Origin of the sequence: Xanthomonas sontii, from assembly GCF_040529055.1 — a bacterium.
Classification (GTDB): domain Bacteria; phylum Pseudomonadota; class Gammaproteobacteria; order Xanthomonadales; family Xanthomonadaceae; genus Xanthomonas_A; species Xanthomonas_A sontii.
The window spans coordinates 4,818,775-4,836,519 of record NZ_CP132342.1; the positions used below are offsets into that span (position 1 = coordinate 4,818,775).

The 17,745-nt window shown below is 71.4% G+C and carries 19 protein-coding genes; 14 read left to right on the forward strand and 5 right to left on the reverse strand.

The window, feature by feature from the left end; all coding sequences use genetic code 11:
• Positions 1–79: 79 nt before the first annotated feature.
• Genes RAB70_RS20475 through RAB70_RS20485 form a run of 3 tightly spaced genes read left to right on the forward strand, consistent with a single transcriptional unit; the run spans position 80 to position 3,158 of the window.
• Complete coding sequence (locus RAB70_RS20475) at positions 80–781, forward strand: helix-turn-helix transcriptional regulator (RefSeq protein WP_148829852.1); 702 nt, start codon at positions 80–82, stop codon at positions 779–781.
• Positions 778–2,688 (forward strand): ATP-binding protein, encoded by a 1,911-nt coding sequence (locus RAB70_RS20480; protein WP_148829851.1) that lies wholly within the window; start codon positions 778–780, stop codon positions 2,686–2,688. Before RAB70_RS20475 ends, RAB70_RS20480 begins: the two co-directional genes overlap by 4 nt.
• Positions 2,685–3,158 (forward strand): response regulator, encoded by a 474-nt coding sequence (locus RAB70_RS20485; RefSeq protein WP_148829850.1) that lies wholly within the window; start codon positions 2,685–2,687, stop codon positions 3,156–3,158. Before RAB70_RS20480 ends, RAB70_RS20485 begins: the two co-directional genes overlap by 4 nt.
• Before the next feature lie 75 nt (positions 3,159–3,233).
• Here RAB70_RS20485 and RAB70_RS20490 read toward each other — a convergent pair whose 3' ends face one another.
• Positions 3,234–3,461, reverse strand: a complete 228-nt coding sequence (locus RAB70_RS20490) for a DUF2007 domain-containing protein (protein ID WP_017915895.1) — start codon at positions 3,459–3,461, stop codon at positions 3,234–3,236.
• A 258-nt stretch (positions 3,462–3,719) separates the two neighbouring features.
• Between RAB70_RS20490 and RAB70_RS20495 the strand changes: the two genes are divergently transcribed.
• The 7 genes from RAB70_RS20495 (at position 3,720) to rlmM (ending at position 10,289) form a co-directional block, all read left to right on the forward strand.
• Complete coding sequence (locus tag RAB70_RS20495) at positions 3,720–5,471, forward strand: glutamine--tRNA ligase/YqeY domain fusion protein (RefSeq protein WP_148829849.1); 1,752 nt, start codon at positions 3,720–3,722, stop codon at positions 5,469–5,471.
• 500 nt (positions 5,472–5,971) lie between these two features.
• On the forward strand, positions 5,972–6,748 hold the full coding sequence (locus RAB70_RS20500; protein ID WP_265530865.1) for an AraC family transcriptional regulator: 777 nt from the start codon (positions 5,972–5,974) through the stop codon (positions 6,746–6,748).
• Positions 6,749–6,787: 39 nt separating this feature from the next.
• Complete coding sequence (locus tag RAB70_RS20505) at positions 6,788–7,747, forward strand: DMT family transporter (RefSeq protein ID WP_265530866.1); 960 nt, start codon at positions 6,788–6,790, stop codon at positions 7,745–7,747.
• A gap of 46 nt (positions 7,748–7,793) precedes the next feature.
• Positions 7,794–8,177, forward strand: a complete 384-nt coding sequence (locus RAB70_RS20510) for an STN domain-containing protein (protein ID WP_148829703.1) — start codon at positions 7,794–7,796, stop codon at positions 8,175–8,177.
• A gap of 59 nt (positions 8,178–8,236) precedes the next feature.
• Positions 8,237–8,644: a hypothetical protein gene (locus tag RAB70_RS20515; protein WP_148829704.1), complete on the forward strand. Its 408-nt coding sequence runs from the start codon at positions 8,237–8,239 to the stop codon at positions 8,642–8,644.
• On the forward strand, positions 8,644–9,204 hold the full coding sequence (locus RAB70_RS20520; protein ID WP_017907752.1) for a nucleoside deaminase: 561 nt from the start codon (positions 8,644–8,646) through the stop codon (positions 9,202–9,204). The genes RAB70_RS20515 and RAB70_RS20520 overlap by 1 nt, the downstream gene beginning before the upstream one ends.
• Before the next feature lie 20 nt (positions 9,205–9,224).
• Positions 9,225–10,289: a 23S rRNA (cytidine(2498)-2'-O)-methyltransferase RlmM gene (gene rlmM, locus RAB70_RS20525; protein WP_148829705.1), complete on the forward strand. Its 1,065-nt coding sequence runs from the start codon at positions 9,225–9,227 to the stop codon at positions 10,287–10,289.
• A 116-nt stretch (positions 10,290–10,405) separates the two neighbouring features.
• Here the strand turns inward: rlmM and RAB70_RS20530 are convergent, their stop codons facing one another.
• Positions 10,406–11,521, reverse strand: a complete 1,116-nt coding sequence (locus tag RAB70_RS20530) for a Gfo/Idh/MocA family protein (RefSeq protein WP_148829706.1) — start codon at positions 11,519–11,521, stop codon at positions 10,406–10,408.
• 125 nt (positions 11,522–11,646) lie between these two features.
• Between RAB70_RS20530 and RAB70_RS20535 the strand changes: the two genes are divergently transcribed.
• The 4 genes from RAB70_RS20535 to RAB70_RS20550 all read left to right on the forward strand — a co-directional run bounded on the left by RAB70_RS20535 (position 11,647) and on the right by RAB70_RS20550 (position 14,297).
• On the forward strand, positions 11,647–12,546 hold the full coding sequence (locus RAB70_RS20535; RefSeq protein ID WP_148829707.1) for an SMP-30/gluconolactonase/LRE family protein: 900 nt from the start codon (positions 11,647–11,649) through the stop codon (positions 12,544–12,546).
• 81 nt (positions 12,547–12,627) lie between these two features.
• Positions 12,628–13,350 carry a hypothetical protein gene (locus RAB70_RS20540; protein ID WP_148829708.1) on the forward strand — a complete coding sequence of 241 codons (723 nt, stop codon included), beginning with the start codon at positions 12,628–12,630 and terminating at the stop codon, positions 13,348–13,350.
• A gap of 43 nt (positions 13,351–13,393) precedes the next feature.
• Positions 13,394–13,789 carry a hypothetical protein gene (locus RAB70_RS20545; protein WP_017915448.1) on the forward strand — a complete coding sequence of 132 codons (396 nt, stop codon included), beginning with the start codon at positions 13,394–13,396 and terminating at the stop codon, positions 13,787–13,789.
• Between the two features lie 187 nt (positions 13,790–13,976).
• Entirely contained in the window at positions 13,977–14,297 is a 321-nt protein-coding gene (locus RAB70_RS20550; RefSeq protein WP_010340011.1) for a hypothetical protein, read from the forward strand.
• Between the two features lie 236 nt (positions 14,298–14,533).
• Here the strand turns inward: RAB70_RS20550 and comJ are convergent, their stop codons facing one another.
• From comJ to ubiH, 3 genes are all read right to left on the reverse strand, one after another.
• Entirely contained in the window at positions 14,534–15,022 is a 489-nt protein-coding gene (gene comJ / locus RAB70_RS20555; RefSeq protein WP_148829709.1) for a competence protein ComJ, read from the reverse strand.
• Positions 15,023–15,245: 223 nt separating this feature from the next.
• Complete coding sequence (locus tag RAB70_RS20560) at positions 15,246–16,424, reverse strand: UbiH/UbiF family hydroxylase (protein WP_148829710.1); 1,179 nt, start codon at positions 16,422–16,424, stop codon at positions 15,246–15,248.
• Positions 16,421–17,635, reverse strand: a complete 1,215-nt coding sequence (gene ubiH, locus RAB70_RS20565) for a 2-octaprenyl-6-methoxyphenyl hydroxylase (protein WP_148829711.1) — start codon at positions 17,633–17,635, stop codon at positions 16,421–16,423. The genes RAB70_RS20560 and ubiH overlap by 4 nt, the downstream gene beginning before the upstream one ends.
• Between the last annotated feature and the right edge of the window lie 110 nt (positions 17,636–17,745).

Consider the following 17,745-nt stretch of genomic DNA (forward strand, 5'->3'; position numbering starts at 1 on the left):
ATCGGCAGCGGCGGCTTGCGCAACATCCGCTGGGCGGCATATCCTCGAATATGCCGTTCGGCATATCGGAGACGCGCCCGTGCACCCTCCCTCCAATGCAGGCCAGTGGCGTGAAGCGCTGCGCCGCGACGCTGCCGACGCCGCGCGCTGGCAAGCCGTGGCCGCCGCCGCGGCGGCGCTGCGCGAGGCCGGCGATGCCGCGCAGGCCGCTGCGCACGCACTCGTGCCGGCCAGTGCCCTGGTGGCGGCCCCGCACGCCGCGGTGCTGGCGGTGCGGGGCGCCCGCTGCCTGGTACTGGCCAGCCAGGGCGATGCGTTGCCGCCGGGCGCCAGCGTCGCCGTCGAGGCCCCGGCGCAGGCCTGGCGCCTGCGCGGCAATGCCGCCAACGAGGCCGGCGAACTGTGCCTGCCGATCGCCGCGCTGGGCGTGCCGCTGGGCATGCTGTGCCTGGGCTGGGACGCCCGCACCGTCCCGGCGCCGGAAGACGTGCAGGCTCTGTCCGCGATCGCCGCGCTGCTGGCGCCGCTGGCGGCCGAACCGCCGCGTGCGCCGCGACGGCGCAAACCGGCGCAGGCCGACCGCCTGGCCGTGCTCAGCGCGCGCGAGCGGCAGGTGCTGGCGCTGCTCGCGCGCGGCCTCACCAATGCCGCGCTCGGCGCCGAACTGGGCATCAGCGCCGGCACCGCCAAGGTCCACGTCGAGCGCATCCTGCACAAGCTGCAGGTGGCCGACCGCACCCAGGCCGCGGTGGTCGCGGTGCAGGCGGGGGTGGCGCTGTGAGGGCGCTGGCGCGGCGCTGGAACGACTGGCCGCTGACCCGCAAGAGCCTGGCGCTGGTGGCGCTGCCGCTGTTGCTGCTGGTGGCGGCGCTGGTGGCGATCTACAGCGTGGAGCGGCAGAACATCGCCGCCGAGAACGACGTGCGCCGCACCCTGCAGTTGCTCAGCGACCTGCATGAAGCGCATGCGTTGCTGGCAGAGACCGCCGCCGGCGTGCGCGGCTACCGGCTGGTGCGCCAGGACGCGTTCCTGACCCCGTACCGCGACGCCGAGCCGCGGCTGAAGACCGTGGTGCAGCGCCTGTCGCAGCGCATCACCGATCCGCTGCAGGCGCAGCGCTTCGCCCGCATCCAGCCACTGTTCGAGGAGAAGATGCAGGGCTGGCGGCGGCTGCTGGCGCCGGACCTGAGCCGCGAGGAAGAGATCCGCCAACTGCGCGAGGGCAAGGTCACCCTCGACATCCTGCGTGCGGAACTGCGCGAGCTGCGCAACTACGAGACCGCGCAGTTGCAGGTGCGTACCGCCAAGGCGCAGGCGCTGCGCCAGCGCAACCTGCTGATCACCCTGTGCGCGGCGATGCTGGGCGGGCTCGGCGCGGTGCTCGCGGTGGCCTGGTTCGCCTCGTCGCTGTCGCGGCGCCTGCGCCAGCTCTCGGCCAATGCCGACCGCCTCGGCGACGGCCGGCCGCTGGCGCCGCAGCCGCCGGCCGGCGACGAACTGGGCCAGGTCGCGCAGCGCCTGCAGCAGGCCAGCACCCTGCTCGCCGCGCGCGCCGAGGAAGCGCAGTCGGCGCGCCGCGAGGCCGAGAGCGCCAACCGCGCCAAGACCGAATTCCTCTCGCGCAGCAGCCACGAACTGCGTACGCCGCTCAACGCCATCCTCGGTTACGCGCAGGTGCTGGAGATGGACCTGCCGGGCGCGGCGCAGCGCGACCACCTGCAGCACATCCTCGGCGCCGGCCGGCACCTGCTGGGACTGATCACCGAACTGCTGGACATCGCCCGCATCGAGGCCGACCAGCTCGACCTGAGCCCGCGCCCGGTGCCGGTGCATGCCGCACTGGAAGAGGCGCTGGGCCTGGTCGCACCGGAGGCGCAGGCGCGGGGCATCGTGCTGCGGCCACCGCAGTTGCCGCCGGAGTGGACCGTGCGCGCCGACCCGCAGCGCCTGCGCCAGGTGCTGATCAACCTGCTGTCCAACGCGATCAAGTTCAACCGTCCGGGTGGCGCGGTGTGGGTGAGCGCGACGCCCGAAGGCCAGTCCCTGGCGCTGAGCGTGCACGACCAGGGCCACGGTCTGACGCCGACGCAGGTGGAACGCTTGTTCACGCCGTTCGAGCGGCTCGGCGCCGAGCGCTCGGCGATCGAGGGCACCGGCCTTGGCCTGGCGCTGAGCAAGCGCCTGACCGAGGCGATGGGCGGGCGCATCGCCGTGGACAGCGGCGCGGACGGATCGCGGTTCACGATCGCGCTGCCGCTGGACCGCCCACAGGCAGCGGCACTGCCTGACCCCGCCGTGATGGCGACGACGGCGAGCGGGATCCAGCGCCAGTTGCTGAGCGTGGAGGACAACCCGTCCAACCAGGCGCTGATCCGCACCCTGGTCGAACGCCGCCCGCACTGGCGCCTGCACGAGGCCGCCAGCCTGGCGCAGGCGCGCGCGCATCTGCAGCAGGCCACGCCCGACCTGATCCTGCTCGACCTGCACCTGAGCGACGGCAACGGCGAGGACCTGCTGCAGGCGCTGCGCGCGCAGCCGCACACCGCGGCGATCCCGGTGGTGGTGATCAGCGCCGATGCCACCGCGACCACGCTGGCCCGCGTGCAGGGCGATCCCGTGCGTGCCTACCTGACCAAGCCGCTGGACGTGGCCGACTTCTTCTCCGTTCTGGACCGACACCTCGCATGACCCGCAACGATGTCCTCGCCGCGCGCATCCTGATCATTGACGACGAACCGGCCAACGTCCGCCTGCTCGAAGAACTGCTGCAGCGCGAAGGCTTCCGCCAGGTGGTGGCGACCACCGACCCGCAGCGGGTGCTGGGCCTGGTCGCTGCATTCGCGCCGGACCTGATCCTGCTCGACCTGATGATGCCGGAGCTGGACGGCTACGCGATCCTGGAACAACTGGCGCGCCTGGCCGGCCCGTCCAGTTTCCTGCCGGTGATCGTGCTCACCGCCGACCCGAGCCGCAGTGCCCGTCACCGCGCCCTCGGCCTGGGCGCCAAGGATTTCCTGACCAAGCCGCTGGACACCTTCGAAGTCGCCCTGCGGGTCTGGAACGTGGCCGAGACCGTGGTGCTGTTCAAGCGCCTGCGCGCGCTGGCCGTGGCGGATGCCGCGCCGCCGGGATGGCTGACGGCCGGGATTGGGGATTAGGGATTGGGGATTCGCAACGGCAGCCCCCCGCTTTTGCCAATCCCCAATCCCGACTCCCCAATCCCAGCCCCACACCTACATCGCCCGCGTCACCTGGCCGCCCAAGCCCAATGCCATCAGCACTTCCTGGGCCTTTTCCAGCAGTTCGTCGGCCACGCAGACCTGGACCACGCCGAACGGCAGTTCGCCGGCGCCACCGAGCAGGGCCTCGCCGAACACAAAGGCGGTGATGCCGGCATCCTCCAGCGCGTGCTTGGCCAGGTGCGCATCGATCAGGTGCTGGGCGCGATAGGCGATCTGCATGGTCGGCCCCTCAGCCGTACACAGCGACATTGGCGACGGCACGGGAGACGCGCCGCACGCTCGCAGACAGGGTCTGGGCGCCGATAACGAGGCTGAGCAAAGGCATGGCGCGTTCTCGCAAAGGGAGATCGGCAGAGTACGCTGGGGACGCCGGTCGCAGCCAGCCGAACCGAGCCCCCAGCGTCAACAAACGTCAACATAGGGTCAACGTTTGTTGACCCGAGTAGACTGTTGCGCACCCAATTTGTTGACGCGCGCATGTCCGACACCCCCGCCACCGACGCCTCCGCCCCGGCCGAGAAGAAAGACTTCATCCGCCAGATCGTCCGCGAGGACCTGGCCAGCGGCAAGCACACGGTTGTGCGCACCCGCTTCCCGCCCGAGCCCAACGGCTACCTGCACATCGGCCACGCCAAGGCGATCTGCCTGGACTTCGGCATCGCTGCCGAATTCGGCGGGCGCTGCAACCTGCGCTTCGACGACACCAACCCGGCCAAGGAAGATCCCGAATTCGTCGCCGCGATCCAGGACGACGTGCGCTGGCTGGGCTTCGACTGGGCCGAGCTGCGCCACGCCTCGGACTATTTCGAGGTGTACTACCTGGCCGCCGAGAAGCTGATCCGCGACGGCCACGCCTTCGTCTGCGACCTCTCCGCCGAGCAGGTGCGCGAATACCGCGGCACCCTCACCGAGCCGGGCCGCGATTCGCCCTACCGCACCCGCAGCGTCGAGGAGAACCTGGACCTGTTCCGGCGCATGCGCGCCGGCGAGTTCCCGGACGGTGCGCGCACCCTGCGCGCCAAGATCGACATGAGCAGCGGCAACATCAACCTGCGCGACCCGGCGCTGTATCGGATCAAGCACGTCGAGCACCAGAACACCGGCAACGCCTGGCCTATCTACCCGATGTACGACTTCGCGCATTCGCTGGGCGATGCGGTGGAAGGCATCACCCACTCGCTGTGCACGCTGGAGTTCGAGGACCACCGCCCGCTGTACGACTGGTGCGTGGACAAGGTCGACCTGGCCGGCCGCCCGGAACTGCTGCAGCCGCTGCTGGACAAGGGCCTGCCGCGCGAGGCGGCCAAACCGCGGCAGATCGAGTTCTCGCGGCTCAACATCAACTACACGGTGATGAGCAAGCGCAAGCTGACCCAACTCGTCGCCGAAGGCCTGGTCGACGGCTGGGACGACCCGCGCATGTACACCCTGCAGGGCCTGCGTCGCCGCGGCTACACGCCGGCCGCGCTGCGCCTGCTGGTCGACCGCGTCGGCATCAGCAAGCAGAACTCGGTGATCGACTTCTCGGTGCTGGAAGGCTGCCTGCGCGAAGACCTGGACGCGCACGCCGCGCGGCGCATGGCGGTGATCGAGCCGCTGAAGCTGGTGCTGAGCAACCTGCCCGAGGGCCACAGCGAGACGTTAACCTTTTCCAATCACCCCAAGGACGAGAGCTTCGGCACGCGCGAAGTACCGTTCTCGCGCGAACTGTGGATCGAACGCGAGGACTTCGCCGAAGTCCCGCCCAAGGGCTGGAAGCGGCTGGTGCCGGGCGGCGAAGTGCGCCTGCGCGGCGCCGGCATCGCCCGCGTCGACGAAGTGATCAAGAACGACGCCGGCGAGATCGTGGAACTGCGCGGCTGGCTCGACCCGGAATCGCGCCCGGGCATGGAGGGTGCCAACCGCAAGGTCAAGGGCACCATCCACTGGGTCAGCGCCGCGCACGCGGTGGAGGCGGAGATCCGCCTGTACGACCGCCTGTTCTCGGTGGAAAAGCCGGACGACGAGTCCGACGGCAAGACCTACCGCGACCACCTCAACCCCGACTCCAAGCGCAGCGTGCGCGGCTATGTCGAACCCGCCGCCGCCCAGGCCGCGCCGGAGCAGGCGTTCCAGTTCGAGCGCACCGGCTATTTCGTCGCCGACCGCTACGACCACCGCGCCGACGCGCCGGTGTTCAACCGCAGCGTGACGTTGCGCGATACCTGGAGCGGCGGCCAGGGCGGCTGACCAAGCGCGTGTGCGATGCCTCCAGCGACGGCGATGTCCTGGAGGAAGGCAGCGCATCGGCCGCGGACCGCGTGCCGGGAAATCTGCAGCGTCGTTTGGCGCTATCGCGTCGGGACTGAAGTCCCTCCCACAGGATGGCTGCATGCGCGGCCGCTTCCTGCAGGGCTAGCGTTAGCGTTGTTTTATTGGTGAGGCATCGCGCTGAAGCGGGGGCTAAAAAGCCGGGATTGGGGACTTGGGATTGGGGATTCGGAACCCCGCAAATCGGGACCCGAAATGTTCCGCAAGTGCTGGGCGGTTGCGATTGCACTGTGGGAGGGGCTTCAGCGCCGACAGGCTTTACCGATAACGCCTGTCGGGGCTGAAGCCGCACCCACCGTGGAATCGCGGAGTGGCTTTTTGTCGCCAGAGGCGCCACACATACCGTGCACTCGCGAAAAATCCCCAATCCCCAATCCCCGCCCTTCCCCCGCCACCGCCCGCGCGCTAGCGTAACGGGCATGTCCCCCACCCCGTCCCTGAGCCTGCGCAGCTACGGCCGCGATGGCGCCGCCCATCAGCATGGCCACGTGCAACTGGTGCTGCCGCTGCACGGCACGCTGGAGCTGGAAGTGGACGGCCGCGGCGGCTATCTGGACCGTTTCCGCGCCGCGGTGGTCGCGCCGCAGACCCGGCATGCGCAGTCCGCGCTGGATGCCAACCGCTTCCTGATCGTCGATTGCCGCACCGACGCCTTCGGCGACGACGCGCTGGAGCGCCTGCGGCGACAGCCCTTCCTCGACCTGCCGCCGCCGCTGCAGGATCTGCTCGCCGACCAGACACCGCATCCGGACCTCGCTGCCGCCCATGCCCGAGCCGGCGCCGCCGTGCTGGCCTGGCTGCAGGCGGACACCGCGCCGCGCGGCTGGCAGCGGCTGCAGGCGCTGTGCCGGCGCATCGAGGCCGCGCCCGGCCAGGACTGGCCGGTGCGGCGCATGGCGCAGCTGGCGCACCTGAGTCCGAGTCGCCTGCACGCGTTGTTCCGCGCCGCGTTCGGACGCACGCCGCAGGACTGGGTGGCGGCACGGCGGCTGGACTGGGTGCGCCGACAGCTGGCGCATGGCAACCGGCCGATCGCCGACCTGGCCCAGGACAGCGGCTATGCCGACCAGAGCGCGCTGACCCGCGCGCTCAAGCGCAGCACCGGGCAGACCCCGGCCGCCTACCGCCGCCGTCATCGCCCGGCGCCAGGACAGGAGTCTGGGACAAGCCGGCCGCTGCCGGCACCGGCATGCTGAGCCGTCACGGCTGACACGGCCGACACGGAAACGAACCGCATGCGCGAACGTCTATGGGCAGGGGTCGGCACCGGCATGGTCGCGGGCGCGCTGTGGGGCCTGGTGTTCCTGGCGCCGCAACTGCTGAGCGCTTTCTCGCCGCTGCAACTGGCCATCTCGCGCTACCTGGCCTACGGCGCCATCGCCGCCGTGGTGCTGCTGCCGCGCTGGCGCGCCGCGACCGCGCCGCTGGGCGCGCCCGAATGGTGGGCGCTGCTGCGCCTGAGCCTGCTCGGCAACATCGTCTACTACGTGCTGCTGGGCAGCGCGGTGCAGTGGGCCGGCGGCGCCGCCACCGCGCTGATCATCGGCCTGTTGCCGGCGGCGGTCACCGTCATCGGTTCGCGCGCGGCCGGCGCGGTGCGGTTGCGCCGGCTCGCCGCGCCCTGCGCGCTGTGCGTGCTCGGGGTGGCGCTGGTCGCGGTGCAGACCCTGGCCGTGGCGCGGCCGCACATTCCCGCCAGCCTCGGCCTGCGTGCGGCGGGACTGGCCTGTGCGGTCGGCGCGCTGGCGTGCTGGACCGCCTACTCGATCAAGAACGCGCGCTGGCTGCGGCGGCGCCCGGACCTGTCCGGCCGCGACTGGTCGCTGCTGACCGGCGTGGTCACCGGCGCGCTGGCCCTGACCCTGGCGCTGCCGGCGTTCGCCCTGTCAGGCACGGCCCATGCCGGCGCCGACTGGATGCGCTTCTGGGGCATGGCGCTGGTGCTGGCGCTGTTCGCTTCGGTGATCGGCAACGCCTGCTGGAACCACGCCAGCCGGCTGCTGCCGCTGACCCTGGTCGGGCAGATGATCGTGTTCGAGACCGTGTTCGCGCTGCTGTACGGCTTCCTGTGGGAGCAGCGCTGGCCGACCGCGCTGGAACTGCTGGCGATCGCCTGCCTGCTCGGCGGCGTGCTGTGGTGCACGCTGGTGCACGCGCGGCCGCAGCCCGCAGCGCACGAAGCCAAGCCCGGTTAAGCGGCGCTGCCTAGACTGGCGCAGGTCCTCTCACGGGAATCGCGCCATGCACACCCTCCTGCGCCGTTGCTGCCCCGTCCTCGCGCTGGTCTTCGCACTCGCCGGCTGCAGCAACGCTTCCACCGCACCTTCCGCCGCGACACCGGATTCGGCCGTCACCGCCAGCGCACCGGCGGCAACCGGCAAGTGCGACACCGTCCCCGACCATGCCTACGACCTGCCGGCCGGGCGCTTCGATGAGGTCTCGCAGCAACTGGCCCACGCCACCGGCTGCATGGTCGTGTACCGCGATCCCGGCCTCGCCTCGCTGCCGGTCAACGCGGTGAAGGGACAGGTCAGCATCCGCCAGGCGCTGCACCAGGCGCTGGACGGCACAGCGCTGCGGATCTCGGAGGAAAGCGCCGACGCGATGACGGTCGTGCGCCGCTGACCCGGCGGCGGCGCGGTGGGTTGCTACCATGGCCGCACTCCACCGCACGGAAGATCGCCATGCCCCGTCATTTCGCGTCGTTGCTGTGTTCCCTGTGCCTGATCGCCGGCATGCTGCTGTCCAGCGCCTGCGCGCGCAGCGAGACCGCCAAGCCGTCGGAGCCGGCGCCGGCACCCACGGCATCCGCGCCCGGCCTGCCGATCAAGGTCGACACCAGTTGCCGCACCGATGCCGACTGCACCGTCAAGAACGTCGGCAACTGCTGCGGCGCGATGCCGGCCTGCGTCAACCGCGACAGCCCCACCGATCCGCAGGGGGTGATGGCGCAGTGCCAGGCCAGCGGGCGCATGAGCGTGTGCGGCTCGCCCGCGATCGCCGGCTGCTCCTGCGTGGCCGGGCAATGCAGCGCGCGCCCCGCGCAAGCCGATACACTGCGCGCCCCCCAGCCTGCCGAACCCGTCCGCTGATGCTCTACGCGCAAGTCCACCTCACCCTGCCCGCCTGGATCCACGAGGCGGTCGATCCGCAGGCCGTCTACGCCAGCGATACCGACAAGGTCGCGCTGGCGGTGGAACTGTCGCGGCTGAACGTGGATGCCGGCAGCGGCGGCCCATTCGGCGCGGCGGTATTCGGCCCGGACCACCGCATCATCGCCGTCGGCGTGAACCGGGTGGTGCCGCAGACCACCTCGCTGGCGCATGCCGAGAACATGGCCTACATGCTGGCCCAGCAGCGCCTGCAGACCCCGCGGCTGAACGCGGTGCTGTCGCCGGTGACCCTGGCCACCTCCTCGCAGCCGTGCTGCCAGTGCTACGGCGCCACCATCTGGGCCGGCATCGACCGCCTGCTGATCGGTGCCAGCGCCGAGGACGTGATGGCGCTGACCCCGTTCGACGAAGGCCCGCTGCCGGCGGACTGGGTCGGCGAGTTGCAGCGCCGCGGCATCGAGGTGGTGCGCGGCCTGCACCGCGACGCCGCCTGCGCGGTGCTGCGCCGCTACGGCGAACTCGACAGCCCCCGCTACTGACCCCGCCGGAAGGCTTGCCCATGTCCTTCGAGAACGGCCCGCTGGTCCATGGCCTGCTGTGCTACTGCCGGCCCGGCTTCGAACCCGAACTGGCGGCCGAGCTCAACGCCCGCGCCGGCGAGGCCGGGCTGGCCGCCTACGCGCGCACCGAGCGCAACAGCGGCTACGCGCTGCTGCTCAGCGACACCGCGGTGCCGGCGCAGGCGCTGCCCTGGCGCGGGCTGATCTTCGCCCGGCAGAAGCTGCAGTTGCTGGCCGACCTGCGCGAGCTGCCGGCCAGCGACCGCATCGCGCCGATCCTGCAGGCGCTTGCCGGACAGCCCCGCTTCGGCGACCTGTGGGTCGAACATCCGGACTCGGACGCCGGCAAGCCGCTGTCGGGCCTGGCGCGCAGTTTCGGCAACGCGCTGCGTCCCGCGCTGCGCAAGGCCGGCCTGCTCAGCGACAAGCCGCAGCCGCGGCTGCCGCGCCTGCACGTGTGCTTCGTGACCGGCACCCACGCCCTGCTGGCGGTGGCCGACAGCGAGGACAGCGCGCCGTGGCCGCTGGGCATTCCGCGCCTCAAGCTGCTGCCGGAGGCGCCCTCGCGCTCGGCGCTGAAACTGGAAGAAGCGCTGCTGGCGCTGCTGACCCCGCACGAGCGCGAGACGCTGCTGCGCCCGGGCATGCGCGCGGCCGACCTCGGCGCCGCCCCCGGCGGCTGGACCTGGGTGCTGACCCGCCAGCACCTGCACGTGACCAGCGTGGACAACGGCCCGCTGCGCCAGCACGTGCTCGACAGCGGCCTGGTCGACCACCTGCGCGCCGACGGCTTCCACTGGAAACCGCCCCAGCCGCTGGACTGGATGGTCTGCGACATGGTCGAGCAACCGCGCCGCGTCGCCGAGCGCATGGCCACCTGGTTCCGCGAGGGCTGGTGCCGGCACGCGATCTTCAATCTGAAGCTGCCGATGAAGAAGCGCTGGGACGAGACCCGGCTGTGCCTGGACCTGTTCGCCGAGCGTGCCGAGCGCCCGCTGCAGTTGCGCGCCAAGCAGCTCTACCACGACCGCGAAGAGATCACGGTGCTGGCGATCCCGGGCTGAGCGGTCGCGCGTCCACATCCGGTGTTTCGTAACAGCGGCTCGACCGCGATGGGTTTCCCGGGAAAGCCATCGCGGCTGAAGCCGCTCCTGTGACGAGCGCATTGGCGCCGCCACCGCTACAGCACGATCCGCGCCCCGTCCTCCCGCGCCGAGCGCTGGATGGCCTCGACGATGCGGATATCGCGCAAGCCTTCCTCGCCAGGCACGCGCAGCGGCGTGCCCTGCAGGATCGCCAGCGCGTCCTCGTCCATCTGCAGCGCCTGCTGGTGGCGCACCCGCGCGTCGAACAGGCGGCCATCGCTGGCCCGGCCGCGCACGCCGTCGTAGGCCTGGAACGGCGCCAGTTCGTACCAACCCTTCGCGCACTCGGCGCGCAGCAGGTTCATGGTGCGGCCGAAGCTGGCCGCGCAGGTCGCGGTGATCCCATGCGGAAACTCCAGGGTGAAGTGCATGTGCTCGTCGACCTCGTCGAACAGCGCGGGCCGATCGGTGGAACGCCGCGCGGTGACCGCCAGCGGTTCGGCGCCAGTCGTGTAGCGCGCCGCGTTGAGCGGATACACGCCCATGTCGTACATCGCACCGCCGCCGTACTGCGCGCGCAGCCGCCACGGCCGCTGCGCCGGGTCGGTGTCGCCGTAGCCGGCATAGCCCGCCTCGGCGCGCACGCTACGCATCGCCCCGAACGGGCGTTCGCCGGCCAGGGCGATGAGGCGCCGGGTGTTGGGCTCGTGCTGCATGCGGTAGCCGATGCTCAGCCGCACCTTGTTGCGCGCGCAGGCCTCGATCATCGCCTGCGCCTGCTCGGCGTGCAGCGCCATCGGCTTCTCGCACCACACGTGCTTGCCGGCGGCCGCGGCGCGGATGCTCAGCGGCGCATGCAGATGAGTGGGCGTGACCACGTAGACCACGTCGATGTCCGGGTTGTCGGCGATGCGCTCCAGCTCGTCGTAGCTGTAGACGTTGCGATCCGGGATGCGATAGCGCGCCTGCCACTGCGGGATCTTCTGCGGCGAGCCGGTGACGATGCCGGCCAGGCGGCAGTGCCGGGTCAGGGCGAGCCCCGGCGCCAGGCGGCTGCTGGCGTACTCGCCCAGGCCGACAAGGGCCACGCCCAGCGGCTTGCGGCGTCGTGCCGGCGTGGCCGCCCACGTGGACGCTCCGAGCATACCGGCGGCGGTGGCGGAGAGACCGGCCAGCAACAGGCGGCGGCGATTCGGCGAGGACGGCTCCATGCGCAACTCCGACCGGAAGGATGCTTCACCCTAACCGCTGGCGCGGCATCGGCACTGTGAGCGCTATCGCGCGATGCGCCGGGGCCTCTGGCACACTGCCGCCTCCCCCGCCGTCCGGACACCCGATGCGCTGCCGCCCACTGCTCGCCGCCCTCGCCCTGCTGCTGGCTGCCCCGGCCGAGGCGCAGGAGACCCTGTTCCGCGCCCATGACCTGGTCGGCGATGGCGTATTCACCGACAAGATCGAAGGGCCTGCGACGGGTCCCGATGGTGCGCTATACGTGGTCAACTTCGCCCACGACGGCAGCATCGGCCGGGTCCAGCGCGACGCCGACGGCCGCGGCCAGGCCACGCTGTTCGTGGATCTTCCCGACGGCAGCATCGGCAACGGCATCCGCTTCGACCGCCGCGGACGCATGTACGTTGCGGACTACGGCCAGCACCGCATCCTGCGCATCGCCCTGCGCAGCAAGCGCATCGAGGTCTACGCCACGCTGCCGGGCGCGTTCCAGCCCAACGACATCGCGATGGCGCCGGACGGCACCCTGTACGCCAGCGACCCGGACTGGAAGCACGACGGCGGCCAGCTGTGGCGCATCGACCGCGACCGCAGCGCGCATCTGATCGAAACCGGCATGGGGACCACCAACGGCATCGAGGTCAGCCCCGACGGCAAGCGCCTGTACGTCAACGAGAGCGTGCAGCGGCGGATCTGGGTCTACGACCGTGCGGCCGACGGCGCCGTCTCCAACAAGCGGCTGTTCGCCAGTTTCGACGACGCCGGCCTGGACGGCATGCGCTGCGACATCGACGGCAACCTGTACGTGGCCCGCTACGACGCCGGCAAGGTGATCGTGCTGGCCCCCGACGGCACGCTGCTGCACGAGGTCGCGACCAAGGGCCGCAAGCCCACCAACCTGGCCTTCGGCGGCGCCGACGGCCGCGATGTCGACGTGACCCTGCAGGACCGCGGCGCGATCGAAACCTTCCGCAGCGACCGCCCCGGCCGCGAGCACGGACGCTGATGGGATGCGTATCGCAGCGGCGTCTCAGCCCGCGCAATGGCTGCCTGGCATCCTGGCTGCACTGACTGGAGGGCCGCGCACATGCAGCCGATCGAACTGAACAACCCGGCCGGCTTCGCCGACGAATTCCTGCGCCTGACCCTGCTGCAGGGCTTCCAGTCGCTGACCAAGCGCGACCTGGAACTGCTGATCTTCGTGTTGCTGGAACGCGACGGCGCGATCTCGCGCAGCGATTCCAACAACGCGGTGGCGATGCGCCTGCGGGTGACCCCGGCCAAGGTCAAGGGCCTGCGCCGCGACGGCTATGCGCGCTGGCGTGCGCTGGTGCCGGAGGACAACGAGGCGGCGCTGCAGCGCATCGTCGCCACGGTGCTGACCGAGGACAACCTGCGCGCCGGGGCCAAGCATGTCAGCGAGCGCAGCAAGAAGGACGGCTTCCTGGCGATCCGCATCGAGCATCCCGACGACCAGCAACGCTTCGAACAGGCCATCGTCGACGTCGGCGCCATGCCCGTGTACGAGCGCAACCGCGACGTGATGGCGGTGCGCTTCGACACGCTGCTGAAGATCGCCGAGCGCTGGGGCTACCTGCAACCGGAGCCGGAGAAGGTGACGCACGAACTGCAGAAGCTGGCGCCCACCGCCGAGGAGGTCGCCGACCTGTTGAAGAAGGACGTGAGCAAGCTACGCTGGGAGGACGTGCGCCGCGCCCTGAACAGCCTCGGCGCCAAGGCCGTCGCCAGCACTGCCGAGGGCGGACTGAAGGGCCTGTTGAAGCTCGCGTTTCCATTCATCCCCAGCTGAGCCGGGGACGCCATCCATCGCCATACTGGAGTCCGTTGTGTCCATGTCCTGCCGTTCCCTCGCCCTGCTCTGCTGCCTGTGCGCCTGCGTCGCGCCGGCCGCGGCGCAGAATCTCAACACTGCCTCCAGCGCCACCACCGAGCCGCTGCGCGACGTGCCGGTCAACGTGCGCGCGCAGCCGCTCAGCAATGGCGTGGTCACTCACCAGGTGCAGTTGCCGGCCACGCCCGGCGAAGCGCAGGTGACCGTGCGCAGCATCCAGCCGGACCGTGTGGCCGGCAGCTACCGCATCGACTTCGAGGCGCTGGACACCGACCACGACGGCTACATCAGCCGCAGCGAAGCGCAGGCCAATCCGTCGCTGGCCGACGAGTTCGACGCGCTGGACACCACCCGCAGCGGCCGCCTCAGCCGCGCGCAGTTGGCCGGCTGGCTGTAGCCGCACCAGAGACGCGTCCGGCGCCGCCATGGCGGGCGCCGGCGCACCCTCGGTCGCGTTGCAGGGTGCATTGGAAACGCTTGCTAAACAGCGCCGACGTGCAGATGCGAACGCCCGATTTTTTTAGCGTCGATTAATTCGGCCAGGCCTATGTTCTTGACTCCTTCCCAGCAACAGGAGTCGTGCCATGAACCGCATCGTTCCTCGTCTCGTCCCGTTCGCGTTCGCGCTGCTTGCCGCGCCGGCGCTGGCCATGGCGCAGTCGGCGCCGGACGAAGTGACCCTGCACCAGAACGGCCAGATCATCAATGTCACCTCGGTCGAACCCAACTCGATCGTCGGCGACTACCACATCGACTTCGCCAAGCTCGACCGCAACCATGACGGCTACATCAGCCGCGCCGAAGCCAAGGCCGACCCGACGCTGTACGCCGAGTTCGATGCCGTCGACGTGCATCACCACGGCCGCCTGAGCAAGGCCGACCTGGAAGGCTGGATGTCGACGTGACGCGACCCACGCGTAGACTGACCCGCACCCTCTCCACCACGCGCGCCGCCTGCGACCTTCCCGCCGCATGCGGCGCGATTGTTTTCTGAAGCGGCAACATCGCAGACACCCGTCACGCGCCGGCCGTAGCATCATGCGCTCGCTTCAGCGCAGCTGCCGCTGCCGCATCGATCGCCGCGCCGCGCGCGTCGTCCAACACGCCCTCCATCTCGCCTCGCCCACCGCGCTGACGACAGCTACAGCAGTCCCTCCTGCAGCGGCGCATCCCGCACCCCGCCCCAGGGATCATCCAGCAGATAGCGCGCCGCGACCGGCTGCGCCGCCGGCACCAGGGTGAGCCGGTAATACACCTCGTCGTCGCCTTCGCAGACTTCGTAGTACAGCGCGTAGTCGCCAGGCTGCAGCGCCAGTGTCACATCGAAGGCCTCGGCGGCAGACGCCACCTGCACCCGCGCATCCGGATTCACCCGGAACGGCACCTGCATGCGCCGCTGCGCGCGCGGATCGGGCGCGAACGTCGTGGCCAGCACCACGTGCACCTGCGCGCCGAACGCGTCCTCGGGCAGCGGATCGAACACCACGTAGTCGCGGTGCAGGATCGCCCCCTGCTCCAGGTTGCGCGGCCCCCAGCGGCAGGCGGCCTCGTCGAAGGTGCGGGCGCGCAACTGCACCTGGCTGTGGGAGATCAGCAGATCCACGGTCTGCGTCCGGGTCGCGTCTTGCATCGTCGTTCTCCATGGCAGGAACGCGGCCTGCGTGCTGCGCTTCGCGCCCTACCCTCACCCCAACCCATCTCCCGAGGGGAGAGGGGCTCAAGCAAACCAGCCGACGCTGGCTCTTCCTTCTCCCTCCAGGAGAAGGTGCCCCCGAAGGGGCGGATGAGGGTACGGGCGCCGCTCGGCGCGCGTGGTCGAATCTGCGGCCGCCGCGCCGGGCCGGAGCGCGCAGTCACACGCCGGAAGCGCGCTTCCAGAAGCCGTGCATCAACAACGGCAGCTTGCCGGCCAGGCCCAGCAGCGGGCCGCGCAGCAGGGTGAGGTGCAGCTCGTCGTTGGAGAACAGCCGGTTGATCGCATCGAAGCCGTAGGCGGCCACGGTGTTGTCGCTGCGGCGGCCACGCGCCCAGCGCGCCAACCGCTGCGGCGCCGCCCAGTCGACCCGCTGCGCCTGCGCCTGCCGCACCAGTTTCGCCAGCGCGGCGACGTCGCGCAGGCCCAGGTTGACGCCTTGCCCGGCCAGCGGATGCACCACGTGCGCGGCATCGCCCAGCACCAGCAGACGACCGCGCTGGTAGGCCTCCACCAGTTGCCGGCGCAGCGGGAAGCCCAGCCGCGGCGACAGCGCGCGCACCGCACCCAGGCGGGCGCCGAAGGCCTGGGTCAGTTCGGCGCCGAACGCCGCATCGTCCAGCGCCAGCACCCGCGCCGCCTCGGCCTCGGGCAAGGTCCACACGATCGAGCTGCGGCCGTCGGCGAACGGCAGGAACGCCAGCGGGCCGCCCGGCAGGAAACGCTGCCAGGCCGTGTCCTGGTGCGGCTGTTCGGTCTGTACGAAGGCGACCACGCCGCGCTGGCCGTAGTCGTGCGCCGGCGCGTCCAGCCCGGCCAGGCCGCGCACCGTGGACTCGGCGCCGTCGGCGGCGATCGCCAGACGCGCGTCCAGGCGGCTGCCGTCGTCCAGGCGCAGGCGCGCACGCTCGGCCGACGGCTCCAGCGCCTCCACCCGTGCCGGGCAATGCACCTGCACGCCGGCCGCCGGCAGCGCCGCCCACAGCTGTTCGACCAATAGATTGTGTTCGACGATCCAGCCGAGTTGGTCGCGGCCCAGGGTGTCGGCGTCGAAGGCCAACTCGCCACCGCCGCCGGCATCCCACACGCGCATGCGCCGGTACGCGCTGGCGCGGCCGGCGAGGACCTGCGGCCACACGCCCAGGCCCTGCAGCAGCGCCGCATTGTCCGGGGCGAAGGCATAGACGCGCAGGTCCGGCGTGTCGGCCGACCAGCGCGGCGGCTCGCGACCCTCGACCAGCGCCACCGCCAGGCCTTCGCCGGCCAGGGCCAGCGCACAGGCCGCGCCGACCACGCCGCCGCCCACCACCACCACATCCAGCACACCGCGCCGGCTCATGCGCGCGTCTCCCGGCACAGCTGCGGCACATCGCCGCGGAAGCCCATCGCGCCGCCGACCAGGAACGACTGCAGCGGCGCGGCCTGCGCCGCCGCCAGCAGGCCCAGGCTGCGCAGCGGGCGCAGCAGCGTGGCCGGGTTGGCGGTCAGCCGCGCCAGCCCGCCGGAGAACGTCACCGTGCGCTGGCGATCCTGCTCGCGGCGCTGCGCGTACTGCTGCAGCAGCGCCGGCGCGCCCGGGTCGGTGCCGTCGCGCTCGATCAGTTCGGCCAGGGTCAGCGCATCGCGCAGGCCCAGGTTGAAGCCTTGCGCGCCCAGCGGGTGCAAGGTCTGCGCGGCATTGCCCAGCAGCACCGCGCGCGCATCGGTCAGCCGCTCGGCCAGCACCTGCACGATCGGATAGGCACTGCGCTCGCCGCTACCGAGCAGGCGGCCGACGCGCCAGCCCAGCGCGTCCTGCAGCCGCTGCAGCCAGGCGCCCTCGTCCAGCGCCGCCACCGCGTCGGCGTCCTCGGCGGCGACCGCGTGGATCGCGCCGTAATGGCGGTCGCCGCGCGGCAACAAAGCGGTCGGGCCGTCATCGCGGAAGCGCTCGTAGGCGGTGCCGTCGGGCTGGCGGCTGCCGCGCACCCGCGCCACGAACAGGGTCTGCTGGAAATCGTGGCGCGTTGCGGCGATGCCCAAGGCCTCGCGCACCGCGCTGGCGCTGCCGTCGGCACCGACCAGCAGGCGCGTGTGCAGGACCTGCTCGCTGCCGTCGCGCAGGATCCGCACCCGGCGCTCTCCATGCTCGGCGTCGGGCTCCAGTGCCACGAACTGCGCCGGGCGGTAGCGGGTCAGCTGCCGCGTCGCCGCCAGGCTGGCCTCCAGCGCCTCGCCGAAGTCGCGCGCGACGACCACCTGGCCGAAGGCCTCGCGTCCGTAGTCGGCGGCCTCCAGCCGCACCCGGCCGAAATCGCCGGCGCGGCTGACGTGGATGCGGCGGATCGGGCCGGTCGCCGCGCGCAGCCGCTGCATCACCCCCAACGCGCCCAGCGCGTTGACCGTGGCGGCGGCGAAGCTGAGGTTGCGCTGGTCGAACACCGGCGGCAACGCGCCCGGCGGCGCGGCCTCGACCAGGCCCACGTCCACCCCCAGCCGGTCCAGGGCGATGGCCAGGCTGGCGCCGACCAGGCCGCCGCCGACGATCACTACGTCATGTCGTTTGCTCATCCGGCCATGATACGACCCGCACCCCTCTGCCCGGTGAGCGCCACCGCCCAGCTTGCGTGCCGTGGCGGCAGCGGCGCACGGCGCTCGCGCGCGCCGCGCTTCCAGTAGAA

Excerpts from the sequence above, each read along its gene's own strand:
- RAB70_RS20485 (WP_148829850.1), top strand. The coding sequence starts at position 2,685 with ATGACCCGCAACGATGTCCTCGCCGCGCGCATCCTGATCATTGACGAC.
- RAB70_RS20490 (WP_017915895.1), bottom strand. The coding sequence starts at position 3,461 with ATGCAGATCGCCTATCGCGCCCAGCACCTGATCGATGCGCACCTGGCC.
- RAB70_RS20495 (WP_148829849.1), top strand. The coding sequence starts at position 3,720 with ATGTCCGACACCCCCGCCACCGACGCCTCCGCCCCGGCCGAGAAGAAA.
- RAB70_RS20500 (WP_265530865.1), top strand. The coding sequence starts at position 5,972 with ATGTCCCCCACCCCGTCCCTGAGCCTGCGCAGCTACGGCCGCGATGGC.
- RAB70_RS20505 (WP_265530866.1), top strand. The coding sequence starts at position 6,788 with ATGCGCGAACGTCTATGGGCAGGGGTCGGCACCGGCATGGTCGCGGGC.
- RAB70_RS20510 (WP_148829703.1), top strand. The coding sequence starts at position 7,794 with ATGCACACCCTCCTGCGCCGTTGCTGCCCCGTCCTCGCGCTGGTCTTC.
- RAB70_RS20515 (WP_148829704.1), top strand. The coding sequence starts at position 8,237 with ATGCCCCGTCATTTCGCGTCGTTGCTGTGTTCCCTGTGCCTGATCGCC.
- RAB70_RS20520 (WP_017907752.1), top strand. The coding sequence starts at position 8,644 with ATGCTCTACGCGCAAGTCCACCTCACCCTGCCCGCCTGGATCCACGAG.
- rlmM (WP_148829705.1), top strand. The coding sequence starts at position 9,225 with ATGTCCTTCGAGAACGGCCCGCTGGTCCATGGCCTGCTGTGCTACTGC.
- RAB70_RS20530 (WP_148829706.1), bottom strand. The coding sequence starts at position 11,521 with ATGGAGCCGTCCTCGCCGAATCGCCGCCGCCTGTTGCTGGCCGGTCTC.
- RAB70_RS20535 (WP_148829707.1), top strand. The coding sequence starts at position 11,647 with ATGCGCTGCCGCCCACTGCTCGCCGCCCTCGCCCTGCTGCTGGCTGCC.
- RAB70_RS20540 (WP_148829708.1), top strand. The coding sequence starts at position 12,628 with ATGCAGCCGATCGAACTGAACAACCCGGCCGGCTTCGCCGACGAATTC.
- RAB70_RS20545 (WP_017915448.1), top strand. The coding sequence starts at position 13,394 with ATGTCCTGCCGTTCCCTCGCCCTGCTCTGCTGCCTGTGCGCCTGCGTC.
- RAB70_RS20550 (WP_010340011.1), top strand. The coding sequence starts at position 13,977 with ATGAACCGCATCGTTCCTCGTCTCGTCCCGTTCGCGTTCGCGCTGCTT.
- comJ (WP_148829709.1), bottom strand. The coding sequence starts at position 15,022 with ATGCAAGACGCGACCCGGACGCAGACCGTGGATCTGCTGATCTCCCAC.
- RAB70_RS20560 (WP_148829710.1), bottom strand. The coding sequence starts at position 16,424 with ATGAGCCGGCGCGGTGTGCTGGATGTGGTGGTGGTGGGCGGCGGCGTG.
- ubiH (WP_148829711.1), bottom strand. The coding sequence starts at position 17,635 with ATGAGCAAACGACATGACGTAGTGATCGTCGGCGGCGGCCTGGTCGGC.